22 protein-coding genes are annotated in these 23593 nt (G+C 42.5%); 17 read left to right on the plus strand and 5 right to left on the minus strand.

The features are described 5' to 3' along the window. Nucleotides 1-323: 323 nt before the first annotated feature. Nucleotides 324-1292, minus strand: coding sequence for a bile acid:sodium symporter family protein (locus tag ACQ4XT_RS10665; protein ID WP_446853664.1), 969 nt, complete (start codon nt 1290-1292; stop codon nt 324-326). 223 nt (nt 1293-1515) lie between these two features. Here ACQ4XT_RS10665 and ACQ4XT_RS10670 point away from each other — a divergent pair, with 223 nt between their 5' ends. From ACQ4XT_RS10670 to ACQ4XT_RS10700, 7 genes are all read left to right on the plus strand, one after another. Continuing rightward, complete coding sequence (locus tag ACQ4XT_RS10670; RefSeq protein ID WP_446853665.1) at nt 1516-2028, plus strand: DUF4178 domain-containing protein; 513 nt, start codon at nt 1516-1518, stop codon at nt 2026-2028. 12 nt (nt 2029-2040) lie between these two features. Next, complete coding sequence (locus ACQ4XT_RS10675; RefSeq protein WP_446853666.1) at nt 2041-2712, plus strand: PspA/IM30 family protein; 672 nt, start codon at nt 2041-2043, stop codon at nt 2710-2712. 159 nt (nt 2713-2871) lie between these two features. Next, nucleotides 2872-3543, plus strand: coding sequence for a DUF4247 domain-containing protein (locus ACQ4XT_RS10680; protein WP_446853667.1), 672 nt, complete (start codon nt 2872-2874; stop codon nt 3541-3543). Nucleotides 3544-3557: 14 nt separating this feature from the next. Then, nucleotides 3558-3953, plus strand: a complete 396-nt coding sequence (locus ACQ4XT_RS10685; RefSeq protein ID WP_160916238.1) for a DUF350 domain-containing protein — start codon at nt 3558-3560, stop codon at nt 3951-3953. Between the two features lie 84 nt (nt 3954-4037). Then, nucleotides 4038-5585, plus strand: a complete 1548-nt coding sequence (locus ACQ4XT_RS10690) for a polyamine aminopropyltransferase (RefSeq protein ID WP_446853668.1) — start codon at nt 4038-4040, stop codon at nt 5583-5585. A gap of 29 nt (nt 5586-5614) precedes the next feature. Further along, nucleotides 5615-6295, plus strand: a complete 681-nt coding sequence (locus ACQ4XT_RS10695; RefSeq protein ID WP_446853669.1) for a metal-dependent hydrolase — start codon at nt 5615-5617, stop codon at nt 6293-6295. A gap of 146 nt (nt 6296-6441) precedes the next feature. Next, the gene (locus ACQ4XT_RS10700; RefSeq protein WP_446853670.1) at nt 6442-7755 is read left to right on the plus strand and encodes a DRTGG domain-containing protein; all 1314 of its coding nucleotides are present in this window, start codon (nt 6442-6444) and stop codon (nt 7753-7755) included. Nucleotides 7756-7793: 38 nt separating this feature from the next. On the opposite strand, the gene ACQ4XT_RS10705 is transcribed toward ACQ4XT_RS10700, so the two are convergent. Next, entirely contained in the window at nt 7794-8096 is a 303-nt protein-coding gene (locus tag ACQ4XT_RS10705; protein ID WP_446853671.1) for a YtpI family protein, read from the minus strand. 119 nt (nt 8097-8215) lie between these two features. Between ACQ4XT_RS10705 and ACQ4XT_RS10710 the strand changes: the two genes are divergently transcribed. Next, nucleotides 8216-9175, plus strand: a complete 960-nt coding sequence (locus tag ACQ4XT_RS10710; protein ID WP_446853672.1) for a DHH family phosphoesterase — start codon at nt 8216-8218, stop codon at nt 9173-9175. A 14-nt stretch (nt 9176-9189) separates the two neighbouring features. On the opposite strand, the gene ytrI is transcribed toward ACQ4XT_RS10710, so the two are convergent. Then, entirely contained in the window at nt 9190-9687 is a 498-nt protein-coding gene (ytrI, locus tag ACQ4XT_RS10715; protein WP_446853673.1) for a sporulation membrane protein YtrI, read from the minus strand. Next, the gene (ytrH, locus tag ACQ4XT_RS10720; RefSeq protein WP_089650537.1) at nt 9687-10019 is read right to left on the minus strand and encodes a sporulation membrane protein YtrH; all 333 of its coding nucleotides are present in this window, start codon (nt 10017-10019) and stop codon (nt 9687-9689) included. The genes ytrI and ytrH overlap by 1 nt, the downstream gene beginning before the upstream one ends. A 131-nt stretch (nt 10020-10150) precedes the next feature. On the opposite strand from ytrH, the gene dnaE reads away from it, so the two are divergent. The 8 genes from dnaE (at nt 10151) to ACQ4XT_RS10760 (ending at nt 20937) form a co-directional block, all read left to right on the plus strand. Then, nucleotides 10151-13501 (plus strand): DNA polymerase III subunit alpha, encoded by a 3351-nt coding sequence (gene dnaE / locus ACQ4XT_RS10725; protein ID WP_446853674.1) that lies wholly within the window; start codon nt 10151-10153, stop codon nt 13499-13501. A 123-nt stretch (nt 13502-13624) separates the two neighbouring features. Next, nucleotides 13625-14863, plus strand: coding sequence for an NADP-dependent malic enzyme (ystJ, locus tag ACQ4XT_RS10730; RefSeq protein ID WP_089650539.1), 1239 nt, complete (start codon nt 13625-13627; stop codon nt 14861-14863). Nucleotides 14864-14943: 80 nt separating this feature from the next. After that, on the plus strand, nt 14944-15540 hold the full coding sequence (locus tag ACQ4XT_RS10735; RefSeq protein WP_446853675.1) for a FadR/GntR family transcriptional regulator: 597 nt from the start codon (nt 14944-14946) through the stop codon (nt 15538-15540). Nucleotides 15541-15647: 107 nt separating this feature from the next. Further along, entirely contained in the window at nt 15648-16508 is an 861-nt protein-coding gene (gene accD / locus ACQ4XT_RS10740; RefSeq protein WP_446853676.1) for an acetyl-CoA carboxylase, carboxyltransferase subunit beta, read from the plus strand. After that, entirely contained in the window at nt 16505-17467 is a 963-nt protein-coding gene (locus tag ACQ4XT_RS10745) for an acetyl-CoA carboxylase carboxyltransferase subunit alpha (RefSeq protein WP_446853677.1), read from the plus strand. The genes accD and ACQ4XT_RS10745 overlap by 4 nt, the downstream gene beginning before the upstream one ends. A 219-nt stretch (nt 17468-17686) precedes the next feature. Continuing rightward, nucleotides 17687-18646: a 6-phosphofructokinase gene (gene pfkA / locus ACQ4XT_RS10750; RefSeq protein ID WP_446853678.1), complete on the plus strand. Its 960-nt coding sequence runs from the start codon at nt 17687-17689 to the stop codon at nt 18644-18646. Between the two features lie 28 nt (nt 18647-18674). Beyond that, entirely contained in the window at nt 18675-20438 is a 1764-nt protein-coding gene (gene pyk, locus ACQ4XT_RS10755) for a pyruvate kinase (protein WP_226591417.1), read from the plus strand. A 106-nt stretch (nt 20439-20544) separates the two neighbouring features. Beyond that, nucleotides 20545-20937: an FxsA family protein gene (locus ACQ4XT_RS10760; protein ID WP_446853679.1), complete on the plus strand. Its 393-nt coding sequence runs from the start codon at nt 20545-20547 to the stop codon at nt 20935-20937. Nucleotides 20938-21092: 155 nt separating this feature from the next. On the opposite strand, the gene ytvI is transcribed toward ACQ4XT_RS10760, so the two are convergent. Next, nucleotides 21093-22205, minus strand: a complete 1113-nt coding sequence (gene ytvI, locus ACQ4XT_RS10765; protein WP_446853680.1) for a sporulation integral membrane protein YtvI — start codon at nt 22203-22205, stop codon at nt 21093-21095. Nucleotides 22206-22469: 264 nt separating this feature from the next. On the opposite strand from ytvI, the gene citZ reads away from it, so the two are divergent. Beyond that, nucleotides 22470-23588 carry a citrate synthase gene (gene citZ / locus ACQ4XT_RS10770; protein ID WP_160915696.1) on the plus strand — a complete coding sequence of 373 codons (1119 nt, stop codon included), beginning with the start codon at nt 22470-22472 and terminating at the stop codon, nt 23586-23588. Nucleotides 23589-23593: the final 5 nt, after the last annotated feature.

Here is a 23593-nt window from a genome sequence, read left to right on the forward strand (position 1 = left end):
CCTTAAAGCTTGAAACAAAGCGTTTTATGCTTTAACAATCGGTGTAACGGAAGACAGTCCAACTTGGTAAAGGGGTTCGTATCTCACATACATCTGAATGGGGTGGTTGGAAAGCTGCGAGACTCCCGTGGGAAAAAGGAGATAGGCGAGATCCCTTAGTGCTTCAGACCGCCCGAGGAAGCTCGCCACTCCCCCACAGGAAAGTGAGTAGCTTCCCGGCCACCCCTGATGCTCATGTTGGGCAACGCCCCCCGGGAACATTTCGAAACTGAGTTCCACAATTGGGAGCTTTAGTTGAATAATTGGTTGTTAACTGTAGTCTTTTAGGCTGATTTGATATGGTTCGTATTTGTGTCTTTTGTGTCTGCATCTTTCTGTTTTCTAAAGATGGTTGCAATGATCGGGCCTGAGATGTTGTGCCAAACACTAAAAATAGCACTGGGTACAGCAGCGAGCGGGTTGAAGTGCACGGCTGCGAGAGACGCGCCAAGGCCAGAATTTTGCATACCAACCTCAATGGAAATGGCTCGCTGTTTTGCCGGCTCCATGTTGAACAGCTTTCCTAACCCGTAGCCTGCTAAGTAACCGAGGAGGTTATGGACGACGACGATTGCGAATATAGCTGCTCCTGTCTCGGCAATTTGAGATTGATTGACACTGACAACTGCTGCGACGATGGCTACTATACTAATAACGGATATAAGTGGCAGGGCTTTGACCGTCGCTTGTACTTTATTCTTGAAAATGGACTGCACGATAAGACCTAGAATAATCGGCACAAGAACGACCTTAACGATGGAGACGAAAAGATCTCCTGCTGAAACCGGAAGCCACTGGCTTGCAAACACCCAAACGAGTAATGGGGTGAAGAGGGGGGCCAACAGGGTTGATACAGCTGTAATAGAAACAGAAAGAGCGGTATCCCCTTTGGAGAGATAAGTCATAACATTGGAAGAAGTTCCTCCTGGGCAGCACCCTACAAGAATGACACCGACCGCTACTTCTGGCGAAACGGGAAGGATCGTCACTAATAGAAAAGCGAGAATCGGCATAAGAGTAAACTGTGCTCCCACACCGACCGCTACATCTTTCGGTCGTTTAAAAACTTCCTGGAAGTCTTTCTTAGACAGAGTCAACCCCATCCCAAACATGATAATCCCTAATAAGGGAACAATATATGGGGCGATCCATGTAAATCCTCCCGGAAGATAAAAAGATAAGGCCGCAAACAGGAGCACCCAGACAGCGAAAGTGCTACCTGCAAATTGACTTATTTTTTCTAATGTTTTCATTCGATTCAACTCCTTATGTAAAAAGATATTTTCTGATTATACGCTCTTTTCAGAAAAAACAAAGGTTCAAAGATCAGAAAAAAATGAAAAAAAGCATGATAGGGGCCTGGATTTGAGATTCCTTAAGATCAGGCGTAAAATAAAAAGAAAAAAGTGAAACCTTTTAAGAACTTATCACGTACATACAGGTACACAGGGTCACAGTTGAAGGAGAGGTGAAGATTTGGGTTTCTTTTCTAGATTGTTTTCTAAAAATGAGAAGCAGGCACCAGAAGTGAAAGAGCGCACACCGTTGAATATCCAAGTCGGGGACATTGTCACATACGATCTTGTGGATTATGAAGTTGTTGGGAAAATTACGTATCGTGACGGTGGTTACGAGTGGTTCTCTTATCAGCTGTTGGAAGGGAATCAAACGAAGTGGCTGGCAGCTGAAATGGATGATGAGCTGGAATTAGGGGTGTATGAGACGGTCAAACTCCCTGTATCCATGCCCTTCCCTGAGAAACTTGAGTATGAAGGCCAAACCTTCTTCAAAGATGAAGAAGGAGAAGCGCGGGTTACGGGAGAAGGAAGAAGTACGAACATTAATGGGCGTACCTCCCGATATGCAGAGTATATTTCGGACGATGAAGAATTGTATTTAAGCCTTGAATCATGGGGCAGTGAAGTAGAAGCCAGTGTAGGGTATGACATAGAAGCCTATGAAATCAAAATCCTGGCAGGTACAAAATAAGGAGGAAGTAAAATGTTTAAATTTTTTAATCGTGTAAAGACAGTCGTAGGTTCAGAGTTAAATGCTATGTTGGATAAAGCAGAAGACCCTGTGAAAATGCTTGATCAATTCATGCGTGATATGGAGAATGACATCCGTGAAGCTGAAAGTGCGGTAGCTAAGCAGATTGCGAACGAGAAAATGTTGAAAAGAAAATACGATGACTCTCAGGCTCTTGTAGATAAGCGGATGCAGCAGGCGGAGAAAGCCATTGAGGCAGGAAATGAAGATTTGGCTCGTCGTGCCTTAGAAGATAAGAAGAACCATCAGGATCAGGCAGATCAATTCAAGGCTTCCTGGGAGCGTGCTCAACAGGATGCGAATAACCTTCGTCAAAAGCTGGATGAAATGAAGAAGGAATATCAGGAAATGAAATTGAAGAAAGATTCCTTGAAAGCACGTGCCGAATCTGCGAAAACGCGTACTAAAATGAACCGTACCATGTCGAACATCGGTGGAGATCAGTCACGTCAAGGTTTTGAACGTATGGAAGAAAAAGTCATGCACTATGAAGCAGAAGCTGAAACGAGTGAGGATATGTCTTCACAATCCCGCTCCTTAGACGATGAATTTGAAGATTTGGATAATAAAGACAGTGTAGACAGTGAATTGGAAGCCCTGAAGAAAAAGATGAACAAAGAGTAATCTCTGGTCCAACATTCGTGCCTGGCTTAGTGGTCAGGCACGGCTGTTTTATGGACTGGAAAATAACAAATTCCGAGTCGTGTATCGATTGCCTTTTTATTGACATCCGGCTTTAGCGCTCAGTGTGACCTGAGCAATTGTTATGTGGAAGGAGGATGTGTGTTGAAAGATTATGCAGGGATCATAGTCGTAGGAATCATTGCCTTTTTCTTATTGTTTAATGTATTCGGCGGAAATGACGAAAGAGGGATGTCCGGTTCTTATACCGAAGATACATATGGAGAACTACCTTCAGAGCCTGACCGGTCAGAGATACTAAGTGGGTTAGCAAATTCAGAAACAAACGATATCGAATCGCTGATTCAGAATCATTTCCCTTTATTGGATACAGTCCGATCTGATCAGGGCATCTCTAGAATTTATATGACAAAAGAATTGACGTTAACCGAGGTCTCAGATTCTTTGACCTCAGCTATTCCTCCTGAAGAAATAAGTGAAAGGCAGGAAAATAAGCAAGCTCTCATTTATCCTGATCATTTTGTGATCCTCCAGGAAAGTACGGAAGAACCTGGGGTCATTACAATTGAACTTGCATCAGATGATTTTGTGAGAAATCATTATTCACCCGGTTTCTTTAGTGGGCTATTTTTAGGATCTATTCTTAATCGCTCTTTGGGATCTAATGACTGGTATGAGCGCCGAAGGGCCAATTGTCAGCAAACCGGGAACTGTTACGGTGGATATGGGATGTACGGGAATTATAATTCAGGTGGAACCACTTCTATGAGAGGGTCATCGAACCGTGGTGGAGGTCCTGGCACAGGAAAATAAAGGAGGTTATCATGATGGAACCATTTTTGGCTACGTTAGGTTATTTTGTAATGGCAGTTGTGATTGTTGTAATTGGATTGGTTATCTTTGAATGGTTAACCAGGCAGTATAAGGATTGGGAAGAGGTAAAGCAAGGGAATCAGGCAGTGGCGATGTCAATTGCAGGAAAAATCATCGGCATATGTATTGTACTGTCATTCGCAATCTATCATAGTTTCACTGTATGGGATACGTTGATTTGGGGAGCGTACGGGGTTGTCCTTCAAATGATTGCCTATCTATTGTTTGAACTGTTCACACGTAAGTTTTCTGTAGAAACGAAATTAAAGGAAAATAATACAGCGGTCGGAATCATTACAATGGGTGTATCGATCGGTTTAGCTTTTGTTATCGGTGCGTCGATTACATAACGGCCTTGGAATATTTGAGAGAAGCCACTATGATCCATTCTCATAGTGGCTTTTTAACATTCAAGTTTAAGTGGAGTGAACGAAGTGGAAGCGAATATTAGAAAAAGTCATTTTATATATTGGGCCTCAGGCATTGTTTCCATATGCGGTATTATTTTCGAAGTGTTATTTGGGGCTCTCGGATCTTATATTCTTGGTGATGGTGTAAAGCAGTACACATTGACAATCAGCTTGTTCCTTACCGGTATGGGGATCGGTGCGAGTATAAGTGAGAGAGTGATGAAGCAACTGATTGTCACGTTCATCTGGATTGAATTTATGGTGGCCTTAATCGGTGGCTTTTCCAGCTTCACGATGTTTGGGATGACGGCTTTTGCCCCTGCAGGAACGGATGCTCTGTTCCTATATCTAGTAACATTCACCATCGGGGCTCTGACCGGTCTTGAGCTGCCGATCCTTATCAGAAAGGCAAATGAAATAGGGGTCGAACTCAATCGAAGTACGGCCAGGGTTCTCTTTTCAGATTATGCCGGTGGATTGATTGGTGGTCTCCTTTTTGCTTTCTATCTCAGACCGCAAATGGGTATGGTGAAAAGCGCCTTTTTTGTTGCTTGTATTAACTTAGCTGTTGCTGTATTGGTCTTGTATTTATTCCGGTCTGAAATTAAAAAGTTTTCCATTCATCTGACAGGGGCAATCATCATTGGGACTCTTCTCGTTGGTGGGCTATTTTTCGGTGAAGAAATGGCTTTTTCTTTCGAACAGAAGCTATATAAAGACCCCATCATTCATATGGAGGAGAGTGCATACCAACGGATCGTTCTTACAAAGGAGCAGGGAGATACCCGCCTTTTCTTAAACGGTTCCCTGCAATTCAGTTCGACGGATGAACACCGCTATCATGAAACACTTGTCCATCCTCCTGTCGCTTTTTCTGAAAAAAATGAAAATGTGCTTATCCTTGGAGGTGGAGACGGGATTGCGGCTAGAGAGTTATTGAAGTATGAGGAAATCAAAGAGATTACGCTTGTTGATCTTGATCCGGCAGTCACAAACCTTGCACGATCCAATTTTCATCTGCTTCAAGTAAATAAAGGAGCGCTTGATGATCCGAGGGTTAATGTATTGAATAAAGATGCGTTTAAGTTTTTGGAGAATGCAGACCAATTCTATGATGTCATTATTATCGATCTCCCTGATCCGAATAACGAAAGTCTGAACAAGCTCTATACACGGGAGTTTTATTCTTTAGTGAGAAATCATCTATCCCCTGGAGGGGCAGTGATGATTCAGGCGACAAGTCCTCTCTTTGCGACAGAAGTGTACTGGACGATTGATGAAACGGTAGCCTCTACAGGGCTTTACACGGAAAATTTCCATGTGGATGTTCCGAGCTTCGGTAATTGGGGGTTCATTATGGCCTCACGCGAACCTTTGGCGGTCGAAAAGGTCCAATTTACTGTGGAAACTGAATTTCTGACAGAGGAAGTTTTTCAATCTATGACAGTGTTTGGAAAAGATGAAGATGGGGAAATCTTGAATGGAGAAGGCCAAGTGGTCAAGTTGGAACCCAATACTCTGATCAACCCACATCTTATTCAGAAGTATGAACAAGCTTGGCGTAATTACTAAATAAGCAATGTTTAAAAGGAGTGTTATGGATGAAAGTTTCTTATCATGGTCATGCCGTTGTAAAAGTTGAAGCCAATGGAAAGACGATTCTTTTTGATCCTTTTATTTCGGACAACGGGAATACAGATCTCGATGCTGACCAAGTAAACGCAGATGTGATTCTGCTTACTCATGGTCACAACGATCACGTTGGGGACACATTTGAGATTGCAAAAAGAAATGATGCTCAAGTCATCGCTCCGTTCGAGTTAGCTACTTACCTTGGAAATAAAGGCCTGAACGCTCACCCTATGTATATCGGTGGAGGTCATGAATTCGACTTTGGACATGTGAAATTCACCCAAGCCTTTCATGGTTCTTCTTATCAGGAAGAAGATGGAACGATCGTGTACACAGGAATGCCTACAGGTATATTACTAACGATTGATGGAAAGACCATTTACCATGCCGGAGATACCGGATTGTTCTCTGATATGAAGATGATTGGGGAACGGAACGACATCGATCTTGCTTTCCTCCCTATTGGGGACAATTTTACGATGGGGCCATCTGATGCGCTCGTCGCTGCTGAATGGATCCAAGCGAAACAGGTTGTGCCTGTTCACTACAACACCTTTGATTTAATTGCCCAGGATGGGGATGCCTTTGCTCATGAAGTGAAACCAGGTAAAGGAAAGGCTTTAAAGCCGGGAGAATCCATCGAACTTTAAACCCAGGGTGTTCAAAGCCGTTTGTCTATTCCATGACAAACGGCTTTTTCTGAAACTTCAGGAAGAAATTGCGGATCATCTGTATCAACTGTATAATAACAATTATAAGAAATTGGATTAGTACAGTTAGAAAGTTTGGTGGGCGTATGGCAACAAAACACGAACAGATCCTGGAACATATCGAATCCCTGTCGGTCGGCAGCAAGATATCTGTTAGAAGAATAGCGAAAGCATTGAATGTGAGTGAAGGTACAGCTTACAGGGCCATCAAAGAAGCGGAGAATCAGGACCTTGTCAGCACCATGGAACGTGTCGGAACCATCAGAATTGAAAAGAAGAAAAAAGAGAACATAGAAAAATTGACGTTCGCTGAAATTGTAAATGTCGTGGATGGTCAAGTACTCGGGGGGCGTGAAGGTTTATATAAAACCCTGAGTAAATTCGTCATAGGTGCGATGAAGCTCGAAGCTATGATGCGTTATACAGAAGCGGGTTCTCTTCTTATTGTAGGAAACAGAACAAACGCACATGAGCTTGCGGTCAAAGAAGGGGCAGCCGTTTTAATTACGGGTGGATTCGATACGAGTGAAACAGTCAAAAAGCTGGCAGATGAAAAGAAACTTCCCGTCATATCTACCAGTTATGATACATTCACAGTCGCAACGATGATTAATAGAGCGATTTATGATCAATTAATAAAAAAAGAAATTGTGCTTGTCGATGATATTTATACATCTTATGAGGACTCAAAGTTCCTCCAAGCATCGGATGCAGTTGCCAGGTGGCACGAATTTAACTCAAACACAGGCCATAGCCGCTATCCAGTAGTAGATCAGCAGAATCGTGTGGTCGGCATCGTCACTTCAAGAGATGTAATTGGAAAAGATAAAGAGACACGAATTGAAAAAGTCATGACTCGAAATCCAATGACCGTACATGCCAAAACCTCTCTCGCGAACGCTGCTCATGTCATGGTTTGGGAAGGCATTGAACTGATGCCTGTTGTCGATCCTTCGCATAAACTCCAAGGGATTATTTCCCGCCAGGATGTGTTGAAAGCACTGCAGCATATCCAAAGGCAGCCTCAGGTAGGCGAAACGATTGATGACCTTGCAACAAACCGCATGGAGGTCATTTCAGAGGATGACTCAAACCCTGTTTGGCAAACAAAAGTAACACCTCAAATGACGAATCCTCTTGGAACAATGTCCTATGGTGTTTTTATTTCGTTAATTACAGAAGCTTCGAGTCGATTATTAAGGAAGTATAAAAAAGGTGATCTAGTTGTTGAAAATATTTCCGTTTATTTCATTAAACCCGTTCAAATCGAAAGCGAAATAGAAGTCCGGCCGCAAATTTTGGAGGTCGGAAGGAAATTTGCAAAAGTAGACATTGAGGTTCACCATGAGAAATCAATCGTTGGGAAAGCTCTTCTCATGGCCCAGCTCATTGACCGATAAAAAAAGTCGCTGAACAACAGCGACTTTTTCTTAGAGATTCATGATTGAGGGCTTGTGCGGTGTTTTTGAAATTCTGCCCGGTAATGCTTGCTTGCTTTCCATCCCAGCCGGGCTTGGAAAATACCAAGAGCAATGAATACGAGGCCTACAAATAGTGAAAGTTTCGTTTGATAGAATACATACTGGTTAATCCCAAAGAAGAAAATGAAACTTCCAAGGAAAAGCTTGGACTTACTATTTAAGTATTCTTGAGTAAGAGGATCATCGGAACGGACAATCATCACCTTGTAATAGATGTAAAGCACAAAAGAGACTAATATAAGGATCGGAAAAATAATCATTTGATCGACTCCTGCGTTTAAATTTCCCTTTTATTGTAGCTTGTTTCTTCGGAAAAGGCTACCTGTACAGAGAATTCTATTATTAAATAACAAGGAAAGCAAAAAGGAGGACCTTTTTAATGAGTAAGCAGGCTATTATGAAAGCGATCAAGGATCACGAAGTTATCATCATTCATCGTCATGTGCGTCCAGACCCGGATGCCTATGGATCGCAGGCTGGTTTAGCTACATTGATTCAAGCCACTTTTCCACAAAAACAAGTGTTTGTCACAGGAGCAGCTGAACCGTCTTTGGAGTTTCTTGCTTCAATGGATGAAGTTCCCGATGAAGCCTTTCAAGGAGCTCTTACGATTGTGTGCGATACCGCAAACCAGGCGCGGATCGATGATCAGCGCTATAATCAGGGAGACTTATTAATAAAAATCGATCACCACCCGGAAGTAGATGCTTATGGAGATATCCAATGGGTGGACACAACAGCAAGCTCCACTTCGGAAATGATCTATCAATTGTACTCTGAGTTCGCAGAGGAAGGATTGGTCCTTAATGATGAGGCAGCTCGACTTCTTTACGCTGGAATTGTAGGCGATACGGGGCGGTTCCTTTTTCCGAGTACTACGAAACAGACGCTGTCTTATGCAGCAAATCTTGTGAATTTTGAGTTTGATCGACCATCCTTATATAATGAAATGTATAAAACTCCTGTTCATGTTGCCAAGTTGAAAGGATATGTTTTACAAAATTTCACCGTTCATGAAGCTGGTTATTCAACTATTCGTCTCGATCGTAAAACGTTGGATGAGTTTAACGTTTCTCCTTCGGAAACGAGTCAGCTCGTAGGTTTACTTGGAGACATAGAAGGAATGCTTGCATGGGCATTTTTTGTAGAGGAAGAAGATACCATCCGTGTCCGCCTACGCTCGAAAGGACCAGTGATTAATGGGATCGCAGCCAACCATAATGGAGGAGGACACCCGATGGCCTCAGGTGCTTCCGCTTCTTCGTGGGAGGAAACCGATGAAATTGCAAAAGAACTTGAAGTTGAATGTCTGAAATATAAAAAAGAGCAGGCGGACTAAGCCTGCTCCATTTCCTATCTCTTTAATTTAATTTCGAGGTGCAGGGTCATAGTTTCACTAACAATTAATTTCGTTACTTTCAACTCATAAGTGAAATCATCGACCACGTAGTTTTTATTTTCAATCGTCGAGATGATGAGATCCACTTGATCAGCAACGATAGAGACATCTTTACCAGATACAGTGAGCAGTTGATCTTTGACCAAAGCATTGAGCTGATGCTGGGTTAAAAGGTCAACCTCTAATTTTTTGGCATTCGTAAACACGACGTTTATTTCTTTGACACTCATGGGCTTGCCTTCTTTATTTTGATTCTGATTGTTTAGGAGAGCTTCATATTTGGTTTCCCACTCACTTAATTGGGCTGTCATTTCTATATGTTCTTCTGTGTATTTTTGCTGCAATTGGCCATGGACGTAAATGAAAAAGGTATAACCGATGATCGCTCCTAAAACAAGACCTGCAAAAAAACGTCTCCATTCCTTGTTTTTATGGTAGGCAGGAAAGTGCATTACGTCACCTCATCACCTAATAACCATTCAAATAAAAGCAATGCTGTCTTTACTCCACCCATGGCGGCTATAATAATCATCACCTGCTTGAAGATATCAAAAGTGGAACCATCAAAAATTCCTTTTTCAAAATTACTTATGGCATCAAATGTTCCACCTATGGCTGCGACAATGGCCCAAATCCTTAAGCCTTTTGCAATCCGAAACATGGATGTCAATGCGGCTTCCCCTGTCAATAAACTTCCTATACTTCCGATAATGGTTCCACCTACGATCACCCCGAACGCGATAAAGAAGCATTGAATCATGGATATGACTAAACGATCTTCCATCTTGTCCCTCTTTTCGCTGTCTGAAAATAAGTCTCTTATCTAACGATTATTCTTCCACCCCTCTCTTTATGCAGAAGGCTTTCATCCAGTCCCCAGAGTAGCTATAATTTATATGAAAGAAGGTGTGCGAAATGACGTTTACCCATTTGAATGTGCAGTCAGGGTACAGCTTGATGAATAGTACGATTAAGATCAAGGACCTTGTACGTACAGCAAAAGCATCCGGGTTTGGTGCTCTTGCCCTCACTGATGAGGGTACGATGAGCGGAGCGGTCTCTTTTTATGAGGCATGTAAAAATCAGGGGATAAAACCAATCATTGGTCTGAAGACCGCTGTCGTTGATGAAACATTCTCCTTTCCGATGATTTTGTTGGCGGAAACTACCAGAGGTTATCACAACCTGCTAGAAATAAGTACACTTGTTCAAACAGAAAACGAAAACATAACGCTTGAGCAATTGGCCGTGTACAAAGAAGATTTGATTTTTATCCAATTGACCTCAAGTTCTCCGTGGGCTGAGTCGATTTCTAATCGTATGACTGACAACATAGAGAAGTCTAGAGAGCGCTGGGTAAATCTCTTGGGAAAGAATCGTTTATACTTGAGCATCCAGGATCGTGACCTTCAGTCAGAGCGACACTTACATACACCTTTAAAAGAATGGGTGGATAAAAACGGAATGAAGGTCGTGGCCGTTGGAGATGTTCGTTATTTGAATCGCGGGGATGCGGATGCTTTCCAATGTCTCCGTGCAATTGACGAGGGGATACGGTACAGTCCTGAAAACAATGATCATCATTGCTATTTTAAAACTAAAGAAGAAATGGAGAATTTCTTTGGAGAATGGTGGCCGGAATCCATTGCAGCAACAGAAGAAATTGTGAATGCGTGCCAGGTAAATTTAGAATTAAACAGGCAATTGCTTCCATCCTATCCTTCCCCGGAAAATAAAAAATCGGATGATTACTTGCGACAGCTTTGTGAATCATCATTGCCTGATAAATATGACACAAAGAATCGCCAACAAGCTGTGGAGAGACTGAATCATGAATTGTCCATCATAGCCTCTATGGGTTTCAGCGATTATTTCCTGATCGTTTGGGATTTCATCAGTTATGCGAGGGAAAATGGCATTCACGCCGGGCCGGGGCGTGGGTCGGCCGCGGGGTCCATCGTCTCCTATTTGCTGGGGATTACTCAGGTTGATCCTTTAGAGTATCATTTGTTATTCGAACGGTTTCTGAACCCTGAAAGAATTACAATGCCGGATATAGATATTGACTTTCCGGATCATCGCAGGGACGAAGTGATCTCCTATGTAGCTGAGAAATATGGGAGTGACCACGTGGCTCAGATTTGTACATTTGGTACGTTTGCCGCAAGGAGTGTCTTGAGAGAATTGTTCAAGGTATTGAAAATAGATGAAAGTGATGCTTCTTTTATTCTTAACCAAATTCCTAAGACGACTGCTTCGTCACTCGTGGATGTCGTGAAGAAATCGGAGGAGCTGAAAGAGTACATTAGAAACTCGGATCGTTTAAAGTTGTTGTTCCGGGTGGCTACGAAGCTTGAAGGGCTGCCGCGCCATGTATCGACCCATGCGGCAGGCGTTGTATTGAGTGAAGAACCACTAGTGAACTATACGCCTCTATTGAAAAGTCAGGGACCTGTATCTTTAACCCAATATGCCATGGGGGACCTGGAAAAAATAGGGCTCCTTAAAATTGATTTTCTCGGTCTCCGGAATCTCTCTTTTCTGGAAAGAATGGAGCGGAAAGTAAAACGATATCGTCAAAAGGACTTTTCAATCAGTCATATTCCGTTGAATGACGCTCTCACTTTTAAACTCTTAAAAGAAGGACGAACCAATGGAGTTTTTCAACTGGAGTCTCAAGGAATGAAAAATGTACTGCAACGGTTAAAACCCAGTCATTTTGAAGATGTTGTTGCCGTCAACGCCCTATACAGACCAGGACCCATGGAGTACATCCCTTTATATATTGAAAGAAAGCATGGACGTGAAAATATTGAATATCCACATCCTGATTTGAAGCCGATTCTTGCCCATACGTTTGGGGTGTTGGTTTATCAAGAACAAATCATGGAAGTGGCTCGTCGCGTGGCGGGATATTCTCTAGGAGAAGCCGATCTCTTAAGACGAGCAGTAAGTAAAAAGCAAGCTGGAGTTCTAGAGAAAGAACGGATGACGTTTGTACAAGGCTGTAAGGCAAAAGGCTATGGTGAGTCGATTGCTCACCAATTGTTTGATTGGATCGTTAAGTTTTCGAATTATGGATTTAACAGGAGCCATGCGGTTGCCTATAGTTTGATCTCATACAGATTAGCATTCATGAAAGCTCATTATCCTTCTTACTTTATGGCAGAGTTAATGAATGCTCACCTTGGAGATCACGAAAAGATGACGATGTATATTCGTGAAGCCAGGGATATGAATGTAAAAGTTAAAGCTCCATCTGTGAATAGAAGTCAAGCGCTTAACCATGACGACGCAGGAGAAATTAGGATCGGAATGACGGCTGTTAAAGGGATCGGCTATCAAGCTGCCCAGGCTATCATTGAAGAGAGAACAAAAGGACCGTTCCGAAACCTTAACGATTTTTGTTTGCGTGTGGACGGTAAGATTGTTTCTAGAAAAGTAATTGAAGCCCTGATTCTTGCGGGAGCCTTTGACGACCTGCATCAAAATAGGGCGAGTGTTCTTGCGAGTATTGATCAAGCTTTAGAGCAGGGGGAACTTTTTAAGGAGTTTCAAGACCAACCGGGATTTTTCGGCAATGAATTGGATATGGAAATGGTGGAAGTGGAACCATTCCCTCCTTTAAAGCGTTTGTCGATGGAAAAAGAGGTGTTGGGCACCTATATGTCTCAACATCCATTGGGACACCAACGGAAAGAGCTCGATGAAAAGGGGGTTCTTCCCCTTCGAGAGGCTCACCGATTTACTAAGAAACAAGTGGAAGTTGCCGTTGTAATTGATGGCCTGCGTGAAATACGTACAAAACGAGGCGATCCTATGGCGTTCTTGACGATTAGTGATGAAACCGCTGAGATGGATGCTGTCCTTTTTCCGGAAACTTATAGGAATATAAAAGTATGGGTGAAAGAACAAATGCTCGTGCAGTTGCAAGGGAAAGTTGATGAGAGAAAAGGACAGAAACAATTGATCATTAACCATGCAGAGCCGTTAGGTATGGATGAATTCCAAGGTGAAAAAAAGCAGCGCCTTTTTATTAAGGTGACAGAAGAACATGAACACTATTCCATAGAAAAATTGAAAAAGCTTGCTGAATATTTCCCGGGTAATACACCAATCTTCATTTTTCGATCTGAAGATCGGGTAACTTATAAACTGGATGAAACCTATTGTCTTGAGGTGAATGATGTTTCGATGGGTAAATTGAATGAATTTTTCGGAGAGTCATCCGTAGCCGTCAGACCTGTGAAAGATGGGGCCGGGTAATAAAAGCTCAGTCCGGATTTTTGTATTTCTTTACACTCTATATTCATCTGTTATAATTAAGAGGTTAATGGTGGTCAGACCACCAGGGTCGGTTCACTATAAGTTTAAAAGGAGAGTGTCGTCGTGTCGAATTTAAGAGATGAAGCTTTGCACATACACCGTGTTAATAAAGGGAAACTCGAAACCCATTCTAAGGTTCCTGTGAGGAATGCCAGAGACTTGAGCCTTGCTTATTCCCCTGGAGTGGCAGAACCTTGTAAAGAAATTTATGATCACAAGGATACGGTTTACGACTATACAATGAAGGGCAATATGGTAGCCGTGGTCAGTGATGGATCGGCTGTTCTTGGTCTCGGGAATATCGGCCCTGAGGCTGCTCTGCCAGTCATGGAAGGTAAAGCTGCTTTATTCAAGAGTTTTGCAGGAGTAGATGCATTCCCTATTTGTTTGAACACACGTGATATTGATCAGATCGTGCAGACAGTAAAATTGATGGAACCTACTTTCGGCGGTGTGAACCTGGAAGATATCGCAGCACCCAACTGCTTCATCATCGAAGATCGACTGAAGAAAGAGACGAATATCCCGATTTTCCATGACGACCAACATGGTACGGCAATCGTTACAGTAGCAGGATTAATGAATGCATTAAAAATAACTGGGAAAACTTTCTCGGAAATTAAAGTGGTGGCTAACGGCGCTGGAGCTGCTGGAATTGCTATTATTAAATTGCTCTACCACTTCGGTGTGCGTGACATCATCATGTGTGATTCCAAAGGAGCTATTTTTGAAGGCCGCGACTACGGAATGAACGATGTGAAAGATGAAATTGCTAAGATTACGAATAAAGACCGGACAGAAGGGAATCTTGAAGAGGTCATGGAAGGTGCGGATGTGTTTATTGGTGTATCCGTTGGTGGATTGCTTTCCAAAGAGACCGTATCTAAAATGAATGATGATTCTATCATTTTTGCAATGGCAAATCCTGAACCTGAAATTATGCCTGAAGATGCAAAAGAAGCCGGAGCGCGTGTCATCGGGACAGGCCGCTCAGACTTTCCTAATCAGGTGAATAATGTGCTTGCATTCCCTGGAATTTTCCGTGGTGCGTTGGACGTAAGAGCGACTAGAATCAATGAAAAGATGAAGATTGCTGCAGCTGAAGCCATTGCCTCTTTAGTAAGCGAGGATGAATTGAGTGAGGACTATGTCATTCCTGCACCATTCGATCCGCGAGTGGCCCCAGCTGTTGCTGCAAGCGTAGCGAAAGCGGCGATGGAGTCCGGGGTAGCCCGCCATCATGTAGACCCAGAGGAAGTTGCAGAAAAAACGAGACAACTGACATTAATTGATGAAGATTGATATGAGAGGGGGAAGCCTTTCGGTTTCTCCTTCTACATAATATGATTGTGGTTAGAGATGAAAAGAGGTGTCCGTGAAACGTGGCCCAGGAGCAGCGAGGAAAAGTTTATGAAGGTGTTCTTCAACAGTTGAAATCCTATATTGAAGAGCACCGGTTAAAGCCTGGAGATAAGCTCCCTTCAGAACGAGAGTTAAGTGAACAACTGAATGTAGGCAGATCCTCAATCCGGGAAGCCTTTCGGGCGATGGAGCTTTTAGGATTGATTGAAACAAGAAGAGGCGAAGGTACCTATATGAGAGCATATCGTCCTTACCATATGGTCGAGCTGCTTTCCAACTTCTTACTTAACGAATCAAGGACCAAGAGTGAATTGATGACTGCTAAACAAATGATAGAAAAAGAAGTACTGCTTTTGTTGAACGGAAAGTTAGCCAGCCAGGAAATGAGCGCATTAAAATCAATCATATCCGGCCATTCCCACACACAAAGGCACCAAAAGGTATTTGAATATTTGTTCAGCCTTTGTGATCAACCTCTCCTTCTGTCGATGTGGCAATTCATCTCAGGATTTACCCATACCTTCCATGATGTAAGCTATTCTGATGAATGGTATGAAGAATTGGTAACCGTCATGGAAGAAGAAGATACAATGAAAATTATACGTCTATTTCAATGATCGTATCATTTAGTGTCGAATCTAATTCGACAGAATGAGTCATATTGCGAATTGGAATTTATGTATATTGATAAGAAAGGAAGCTTTGTCCCAAAGGAGGAATCACTTTGCTAAGAGACTTTTTCAGCAAGAAAAAAAGATACGCATCCATCCCCAGCCAAGAAGCAAAGCAGGATGTACCTGAAGGTTTGATGCAGAAATGTCCAAACTGTCAGAAAATCTTCTATAGAAAAGAATTAAATCGAAACATGAATGTTTGCCCTCATTGCGATCATCATCATCGTCTAAGTGCGTACGAACGTATCCAACATTTATTTGATGAGGAATCCTTTGTAGAATGGGACAAACATATGATTTCCAATAACCCATTGCATTTCCCGGAATACGAAGAAAAATTGGAAAAGGACCGTCAAAAGTCTGACTTGAATGAAGCGGTTGTCACCGGGAAGGTGAAAATTAATGGCATGGAGACAGCTGTGGCCGTCATGGATGCCCGTTTCCGAATGGGAAGCATGGGATCGGTGGTAGGTGAGAAAATTACGAATGCCATCGAGAATGCCAGAAAAGAGAATCTTCCATTTATCATTTTTACAGCATCCGGCGGTGCAAGAATGCAGGAAGGTGTGCTCAGCCTCATGCAAATGGGGAAAACATCGGTCGCTCTTCAACGTCTTCATGCAGACGGAGGTCTGTTTATTTCAGTCATGACCCATCCGACCACAGGCGGTGTTTCTGCAAGCTTTGCCTCACTTGGTGATTATAATTTTGCAGAGCCTGGTGCTTTAATTGGGTTTGCAGGCCGGAGAATCATTGAACAAACGATTCGTGAAAAGCTCCCAGAAGATTTTCAAACGGCTGAATTTCTTTTGGAACACGGTCAACTGGACAAAGTCATTCACCGTCATGACATGAAAAAGACACTAACGACGGTTCTAGATCTTCATAATGTGGGAGGTGACCAATCGTGAAGCACGTACTCGAATTCGAGAAACCTGTCATTGAACTAAGAGAAAAAATTTCTGATTTAAAGCGACTGACTGAAAATAGTGAAATGGATCTAAGCGACGAAATCGTCACGTTAGAGAAGCGGTTGGAAAGACTTGAAACAGATGTGTATGATCGAATGGCTCCATGGGATCGTGTGCAAATGGCACGGCACCCTGAAAGACCGACGACTCTTGATTATATCGAATATCTTTTCACAGACTTCATTGAGCTTCACGGAGACCGTAATTTTGGAGACGATGCTGCAATCGTCTCTGGCATTGCCAAATTTAAAGGTCAACCCGTAACCGTGATTGGTCATCAGAGAGGAAAAGATACAAAAGAAAATATACGCCGGAATTTCGGCATGCCTCATCCAGAAGGATACAGAAAAGCTCTCCGCTTAATGAAACAGGCAGATAAATTCAAGAGACCGATCATTACATTTATCGACACAAAGGGTGCCTATCCCGGGAAAGCAGCAGAGGAAAGAGGCCAAAGTGAAGCGATTGCCAGAAACTTGATGGAAATGGCAGGCCTCACAGTTCCTGTGATATGTATAGTGATCGGTGAAGGTGGTAGTGGTGGTGCGCTCGGGCTTGGTATTGGAGATCGTATTTTCATGCTCGAGAATTCCACATATTCTGTAATTTCCCCAGAAGGGGCTTCCTCTATTTTATGGAAGGATGCAGGCCTGGCCCAGGAAGCGGCAGAATCCATGAAAATTACTTCCTATGACTTGAAAAAATTGAATGTTATTGATGGTGTCATCCCAGAGGTAAGAGGGGGAGCGCACAGGGATATTCAGGCTCAGGCTCAAGAAATTGAGAAAATCATTACTGAATCTTTAGAAACGTTGAGTGCTCTTGAAGTTGAGGATTTATTAGAAAAACGTTTCTTAAAGTATAAAAATATTGGCGATTACACGTATCTTGATTTATAATAGGATGGTTGAAATTAATAAGTCCGTAAAGAAAGGTCGCACTTGGGTGCGGCTTTTCGCATCTTAACAGGATGGTAACGCTATCATTGATGAATGGAATGTTGAAGTTTTATTAATTGTATAGACTAGAGGATAGGCTATCCTTATAAAAATAGACGGAGGTTTCGATTCATCTTTGGTTGGGGACAACATAAATAGAAAACTTTTGAGGTGATGAGAATGAAGAAAATCGGAGTACTTACAAGTGGGGGCGACGCTCCTGGAATGAATGCAGCGATTCGTTCAGTCGTTCGTAAAGCGATCTATCATGGTATAGAAGTCTATGGGATCAAATATGGCTACCAGGGTTTAATTGATGGGGACATTGAAAAGATGGAGCTTGGTTCAGTCGGGGACATCATTCAGCGAGGAGGTACGAAACTTTATTCTGCTCGTTGTGAAGAATTTAAAACAGAAGAAGGTCAGCTTAAAGGGATCGAACAAATGAAAAAACATGGCATCGAGGGCTTGATAGCCATCGGTGGTGATGGTACCTTTATGGGGGCAAAAAAAATTACGGAAAAAGGATATCCATGCATTGGTGTTCCAGGAACGATTGATAATGACATCCCTGGAACTGATTTCACAATCGGGTTCGACACAGCCCTGAATACCATCATTGATGCTATTGATAAAATCCGTGATACGGCTACATCTCATGAACGTACATTTATTATCGAAGTCATGGGTCGTGATGCCGGTGATCTTGCACTTTGGGCAGGACTTGCGGACGGAGCTGAGAGTATCATCATTCCAGAGTTTGACGATGATTTTGAAGATATCATCGATCGTTTGAAGCGCGGACATGACCGTGGCAAAAAGCACAGCATCATTATTGTAGCGGAAGGTGTCGGGAGTGCTGTAGACCTTGGCCGAAAGATTGATGAGGCCGCTGGATTGGAATCACGCGTGACTGTTCTTGGTCACACGCAGCGTGGTGGTTCTCCAAGTGCTGCTGACCGTGTACTAGCAAGCCGTCTCGGTGCGTATGCGGTGGACTTATTGTTGAATGGACACGCTGGTCGTATCGTAGGTATACAGCAGAATAAATTGGTGGATCATGATATTGTAGAGATCCTGAACACGAAGCACGAAATCGACTTTGATATGTATCGTCTTTCCAAAGAACTATCTATATAATGCAAGAGGCACTTGAGGAGGAAATAAAATGTTTAGAAAAACAAAAATCGTTAGTACAATCGGACCTGCTTCTGAGTCTGTCGAAAAATTGACCCAGCTGATTGAAGCAGGGATGAATGTCGCTCGTTTGAATTTCTCACACGGAGATTTTGAAGAGCACGGAGCTAGAATCGACAATATCCGTGAAGCTTCTAAAGCGACAGGTAAGACTGTAGCTATTCTACTTGATACAAAGGGTCCGGAAATTCGTACCGGAACATTGAAAGATGGAGAAGCTTACTTGGAAAAAGGTTCAACGACTTATGTATCAATGGACGAAATTGAAGGGGATGCTGAACGCTTCTCTGTCACTTATCCTGGATTGATCAATGATGTTCACCCTGGTTCCAAGATCTTGTTGGATGATGGCCTTGTGGAACTTCAAGTAGAAGAAATCGACAAAGAGAAAAATGAGATTAAGACGACTGTACTGAACAATGGCCCATTGAAAAATAAAAAAGGTGTCAACGTTCCTAATGTAAGTGTCAACTTGCCTGGAATTACGGAAAAAGATGCGAAGGATATCGAGTTCGGAATTGAGCAAGGGGTTGACTTCATTGCTGCATCTTTCGTACGTCGTGCGTCAGATGTCCTTGAAATCAAAGAACTTCTTGAGAAGCATAATGCCAGTCACATTCAAATCATTCCAAAAATTGAAAACCAAGAAGGTGTCGACAACATCGATGATATCCTTGAAGTCAGCGATGGCTTGATGGTTGCTCGTGGAGACCTTGGTGTTGAAATTCCAGCTGAAGATGTACCACTTGTACAAAAGCGTTTGATCCGTAAATGTAATGAAGCAGGTAAGCCTGTCATTACAGCTACTCAAATGCTTGACTCTATGCAACGCAACCCACGTCCGACTCGTGCAGAAGCGTCTGACGTTGCAAACGCCATTTTTGATGGTACGGATGCGATTATGCTTTCCGGTGAAACAGCTGCAGGAGATTACCCTGTTGAGGCCGTTCAAACGATGCATAATATTGCAAGCAAAACAGAAACAGGCTTAAATCATATGGCTCTATTGCAAGAACGTTCCAAGCACAGTGATATGACAATCACGGATGCAATCAGTCAGTCGGTTACTCATACGGCGATTAACCTAAATGCAGCAGCTATCGTTACACCTACAGAAAGTGGACATACGGCTCGCATGATTTCTAAGTATCGTCCAAAAGCCCCGATTGTAGCTATTACTTCTGATGAAGAAGTAAACCGTAAGCTATCCCTCGTTTGGGGAGTTTATGCCGTAATGGGACCACGTGCTTACTCAACAGATGATATGTTGGATGTCGCAGTTGAACGCAGCCTTGCTTCCGGTCTTGCAATCCGTGGTGACCGCGTAGTTATCACTGGTGGTGTGCCTGTTGGTGAGAGTGGTACGACGAACTTGATGAAAGTTCACGTCATTGGAGATGTCCTAGTAAAAGGACAAGGTGTTGGCCAGAAGAGTGCTTATGGCCGTGCCATTGTAACTAAGAATGCGCAAGAAGCCATTGACCGTGTCGAGGATGGAGACATCCTGGTCACACAAGGAACAGATCGTGACATGATGCCAGCCATTGAAAAGGCTGCCGGAATCATTACAATGGAAGGTGGACTTACTTCTCACGCAGCGGTGGTAGGATTAAGTCTCGGTATTCCAGTGATCGTTGGAGTTAATGATGCTCTTGAATTGATCAAGGATGGTTCTGACATTACCATTGATAGTTCACGTGGGGATATTTACGAAGGCCACGCAAGTGTATTATAAGACTGAAACAAGAAAAGGCAGGGGAGTTGTGTACTCCTCTGCCTTTTCTTTTCATTGTATCCTTAAAAAAGGTATAATAGAGGAAATGGAAAGAAGGGAAGATTCTATGTTTCGTTGGTTATTGCTTTTTATTTTAGTGGTACCCGCATTAGAAATTGGTGTACTCATTTGGACAGGAAATTTAATCGGACCAATTTGGGTCATCTTATTAATTATACTGACAGGCGTTTTAGGTGCATGGTTGGCTAAAAAGCAGGGGTTAGAAACGATCAGGAACTTCCAGCAGTCCGTCCAATATGGACAAATGCCTCAAGATACACTTTTAGATGGTGCTTGCATACTTGTCGGTGGAGCTGTATTGCTTACACCCGGATTTATCACGGATGCAATTGGATTCTTACTGTTGTTTCCGGCAACCAGATCCCCTATCAAACGAGTCATAAGAAATGCGATCCAAAAAGCCATGCAAAAAGGCACGATTACCATATACAGAAAATAAAAACGAACTCAGAGATTTATTTCTCTGAGTTTTTTTGCTTTTGTACATCCTCCCTATCGATTTAACTTAAACTCGATAATGTGGAAGACTCGGTTTTGATATCATCAGGTTCGTTTTCCGTATCAAGGGTGAGGGGGCGACTGGGAAGCCGCTTGCTAGTTTTTTCCTATGATATATGTCCAAATTTCTTTGGTCACTCCTGTTTTCACTAATGTCTGAATCGTCATGAGGACGATAGGACTGATCAGCATCCCTAATCCTCCAAATAATTGAAAACCGAGAAAAAGACTGATGAGAAGGATGATAGGAGGGACACCAAAATGATCAGCCAGCAATTTTGGTTCCAGTGTCTGCCTTGTCAGCATGACGACCATATAGAGAATGGATAAGCAGATCGTCATCATAAATTCTCCCGTGAGAAATTGATAGATAATCCACGGGAGAAAGATGATTCCTGTTCCTACATAGGGGATGAAATCGACAAGAGCTGCAAGAAATGTTATGGTCAAAGGGTGTGGAGCACCAATGATTAGTAAACCTATAGCAATGATAGAAGTTGAAATCATAACGAGCGTGCACTGAGCACGGATCAGTCCTTTGATGGTTTGAATAAATTCACCCTGGAAGATATACATACGTTCAGAAAGGTTATCAGGAAAAATTTTATTCAAAAACTTCACGATCATATACCAGTCTTTGCATATGAAGAAAGTAGCAAGCAGGGTAATAAAGACGAAGGCGAAAGAAGATGGAAGCTCTGCAAGAAAAATCCCTGTAGCTTCAAGTGCACTGTTTAACAAGGAGAGACTTGTCTCACTGAATTTCTCCTGAGCCACTTTCATATATTCTTCCAATGTTTGCTGCTGATTTGCACTTAATTTGTCGGTGAATGCTTCTCCCCTGGATAATAAAGGACTTAAGAGATGCATAAATCCTTGAGTTAAGTAGTTTGTTAGTAGAGAAAAATGACCAGGAACTCCAGATGCTAAATACTGAATACCCCGAATGATTTCTGCCACTAATAGTGCTAAGAGCCCTCCTGCAAGCCCGCCGAAAATGAACAGAACGAGCAAAATAGCCGCACCCCTTGGGATCCGCAGGTGATTGTTTAACAATTGAATAAAGGGTTGGAAGAATGCAGATAACACAATAGCAAGTATAAACGGCTGCAAGTACAGCCAGGAAAAATAAATGAAGAATAGAAGGCTGACTGCGATTATGACAACGAAAATAAAACGTAGAAATACTTGTAATATTTGGTTATCCATATCATCCACCTCCCCATGGTGAAAATGAGTTTGAGCTTTGGTTAGGCAATAAAAGAATAAATATGAACGAATGTATAATTATAATAATTATGTAGGAATATTCGATAAAATCCTGCAAAATTAAACGGTTTCAATTCACATTCTCTTCAGAATACTTTATAATTGTCTGTGGGGTAGTTTTCCTAAAAGGTAAATAAGCAAATAGTAAAGCGTTTTCTTATTGAGAGTTTAAGGAAAAAGGAATTTTTGAAAGGGAGAGATTGTATGTCATCATCAACTAAAGGTCTTGAAGGAATTACAGCAACTGAATCATCCATAAGTTCAATCATCGACGATAAACTGACTTATGTCGGATATGATATCGATGACCTGGCAAATAACTCCAGTTTTGAAGAGGTTGTCTACCTTCTCTGGAATCAAAAGCTACCAAACAAAGAAGAATTGGATGCTTTTAAGGAAGAACTTATTTCAAATATGGACATTCCGACTGAAGTTGTCGATCATCTGAAGTCTTATGATCTGTCGACAGTACACCCTATGGCTGCTTTACGTACAGCTGTTTCAATGCTTGGACTCTACGATCCTGAGTCTGATGTCATGGAAGAGGAAGCGAACAAACGGAAAGCGCTGCGTTTACAAGCGAAAATCCCTACGGTTGTAACTGCATTTGCTCGTATCCGTAAAGGAGAAGAGCCGGTCGCACCTAAAAAAGATTTAAGTTTTGCAGGAAACTTCCTCTATATGCTCAACGGAAAAGACCCGGAAGATTTGGAAGTGGAAGCTTTTAATAAAGCACTTGTCCTTCATGCCGATCACGAGTTGAATGCATCTACATTTACAGCCCGTGTTTGTGTAGCTACGCTCTCTGATGTTTACTCTGGAGTAACGGCTGCCATTGGAGCTTTGAAAGGTCCATTGCATGGTGGTGCCAATGAACGCGTGATGAAAATGCTGACGGAAATCGGAAGCGTCGAGAACGCAATTCCTGCCATTGAGAAAAAACTGGAAAATAAAGAAAAAATCATGGGTATGGGGCACCGTGTCTACCGTTCAGGAGATCCACGTGCAAAACACTTGAAAGAAATGTCCCGTGAATTAACAGGACTTACAGGTCACTCCAAATACTATGAAATGTCTATTAAAATTGAGGACTATATCAAAGAGAATAAAGGACTTCCAGCGAACGTGGACTTTTATTCAGCTTCTGTTTATCATAGTCTTGGAATCGATCACGATATTTTCACACCAATCTTTGCCGTTTCCCGTGTATCCGGCTGGTTGGCACATATTCTAGAGCAGTACTCCAACAACCGTCTGATTCGTCCACGTGCTGAATACGTAGGACCTAAAGGCCAAAGCTATACACCAATTGAGGATCGATAAGAGAG

Source organism: Halobacillus sp. 12SKB (assembly GCF_052941655.1).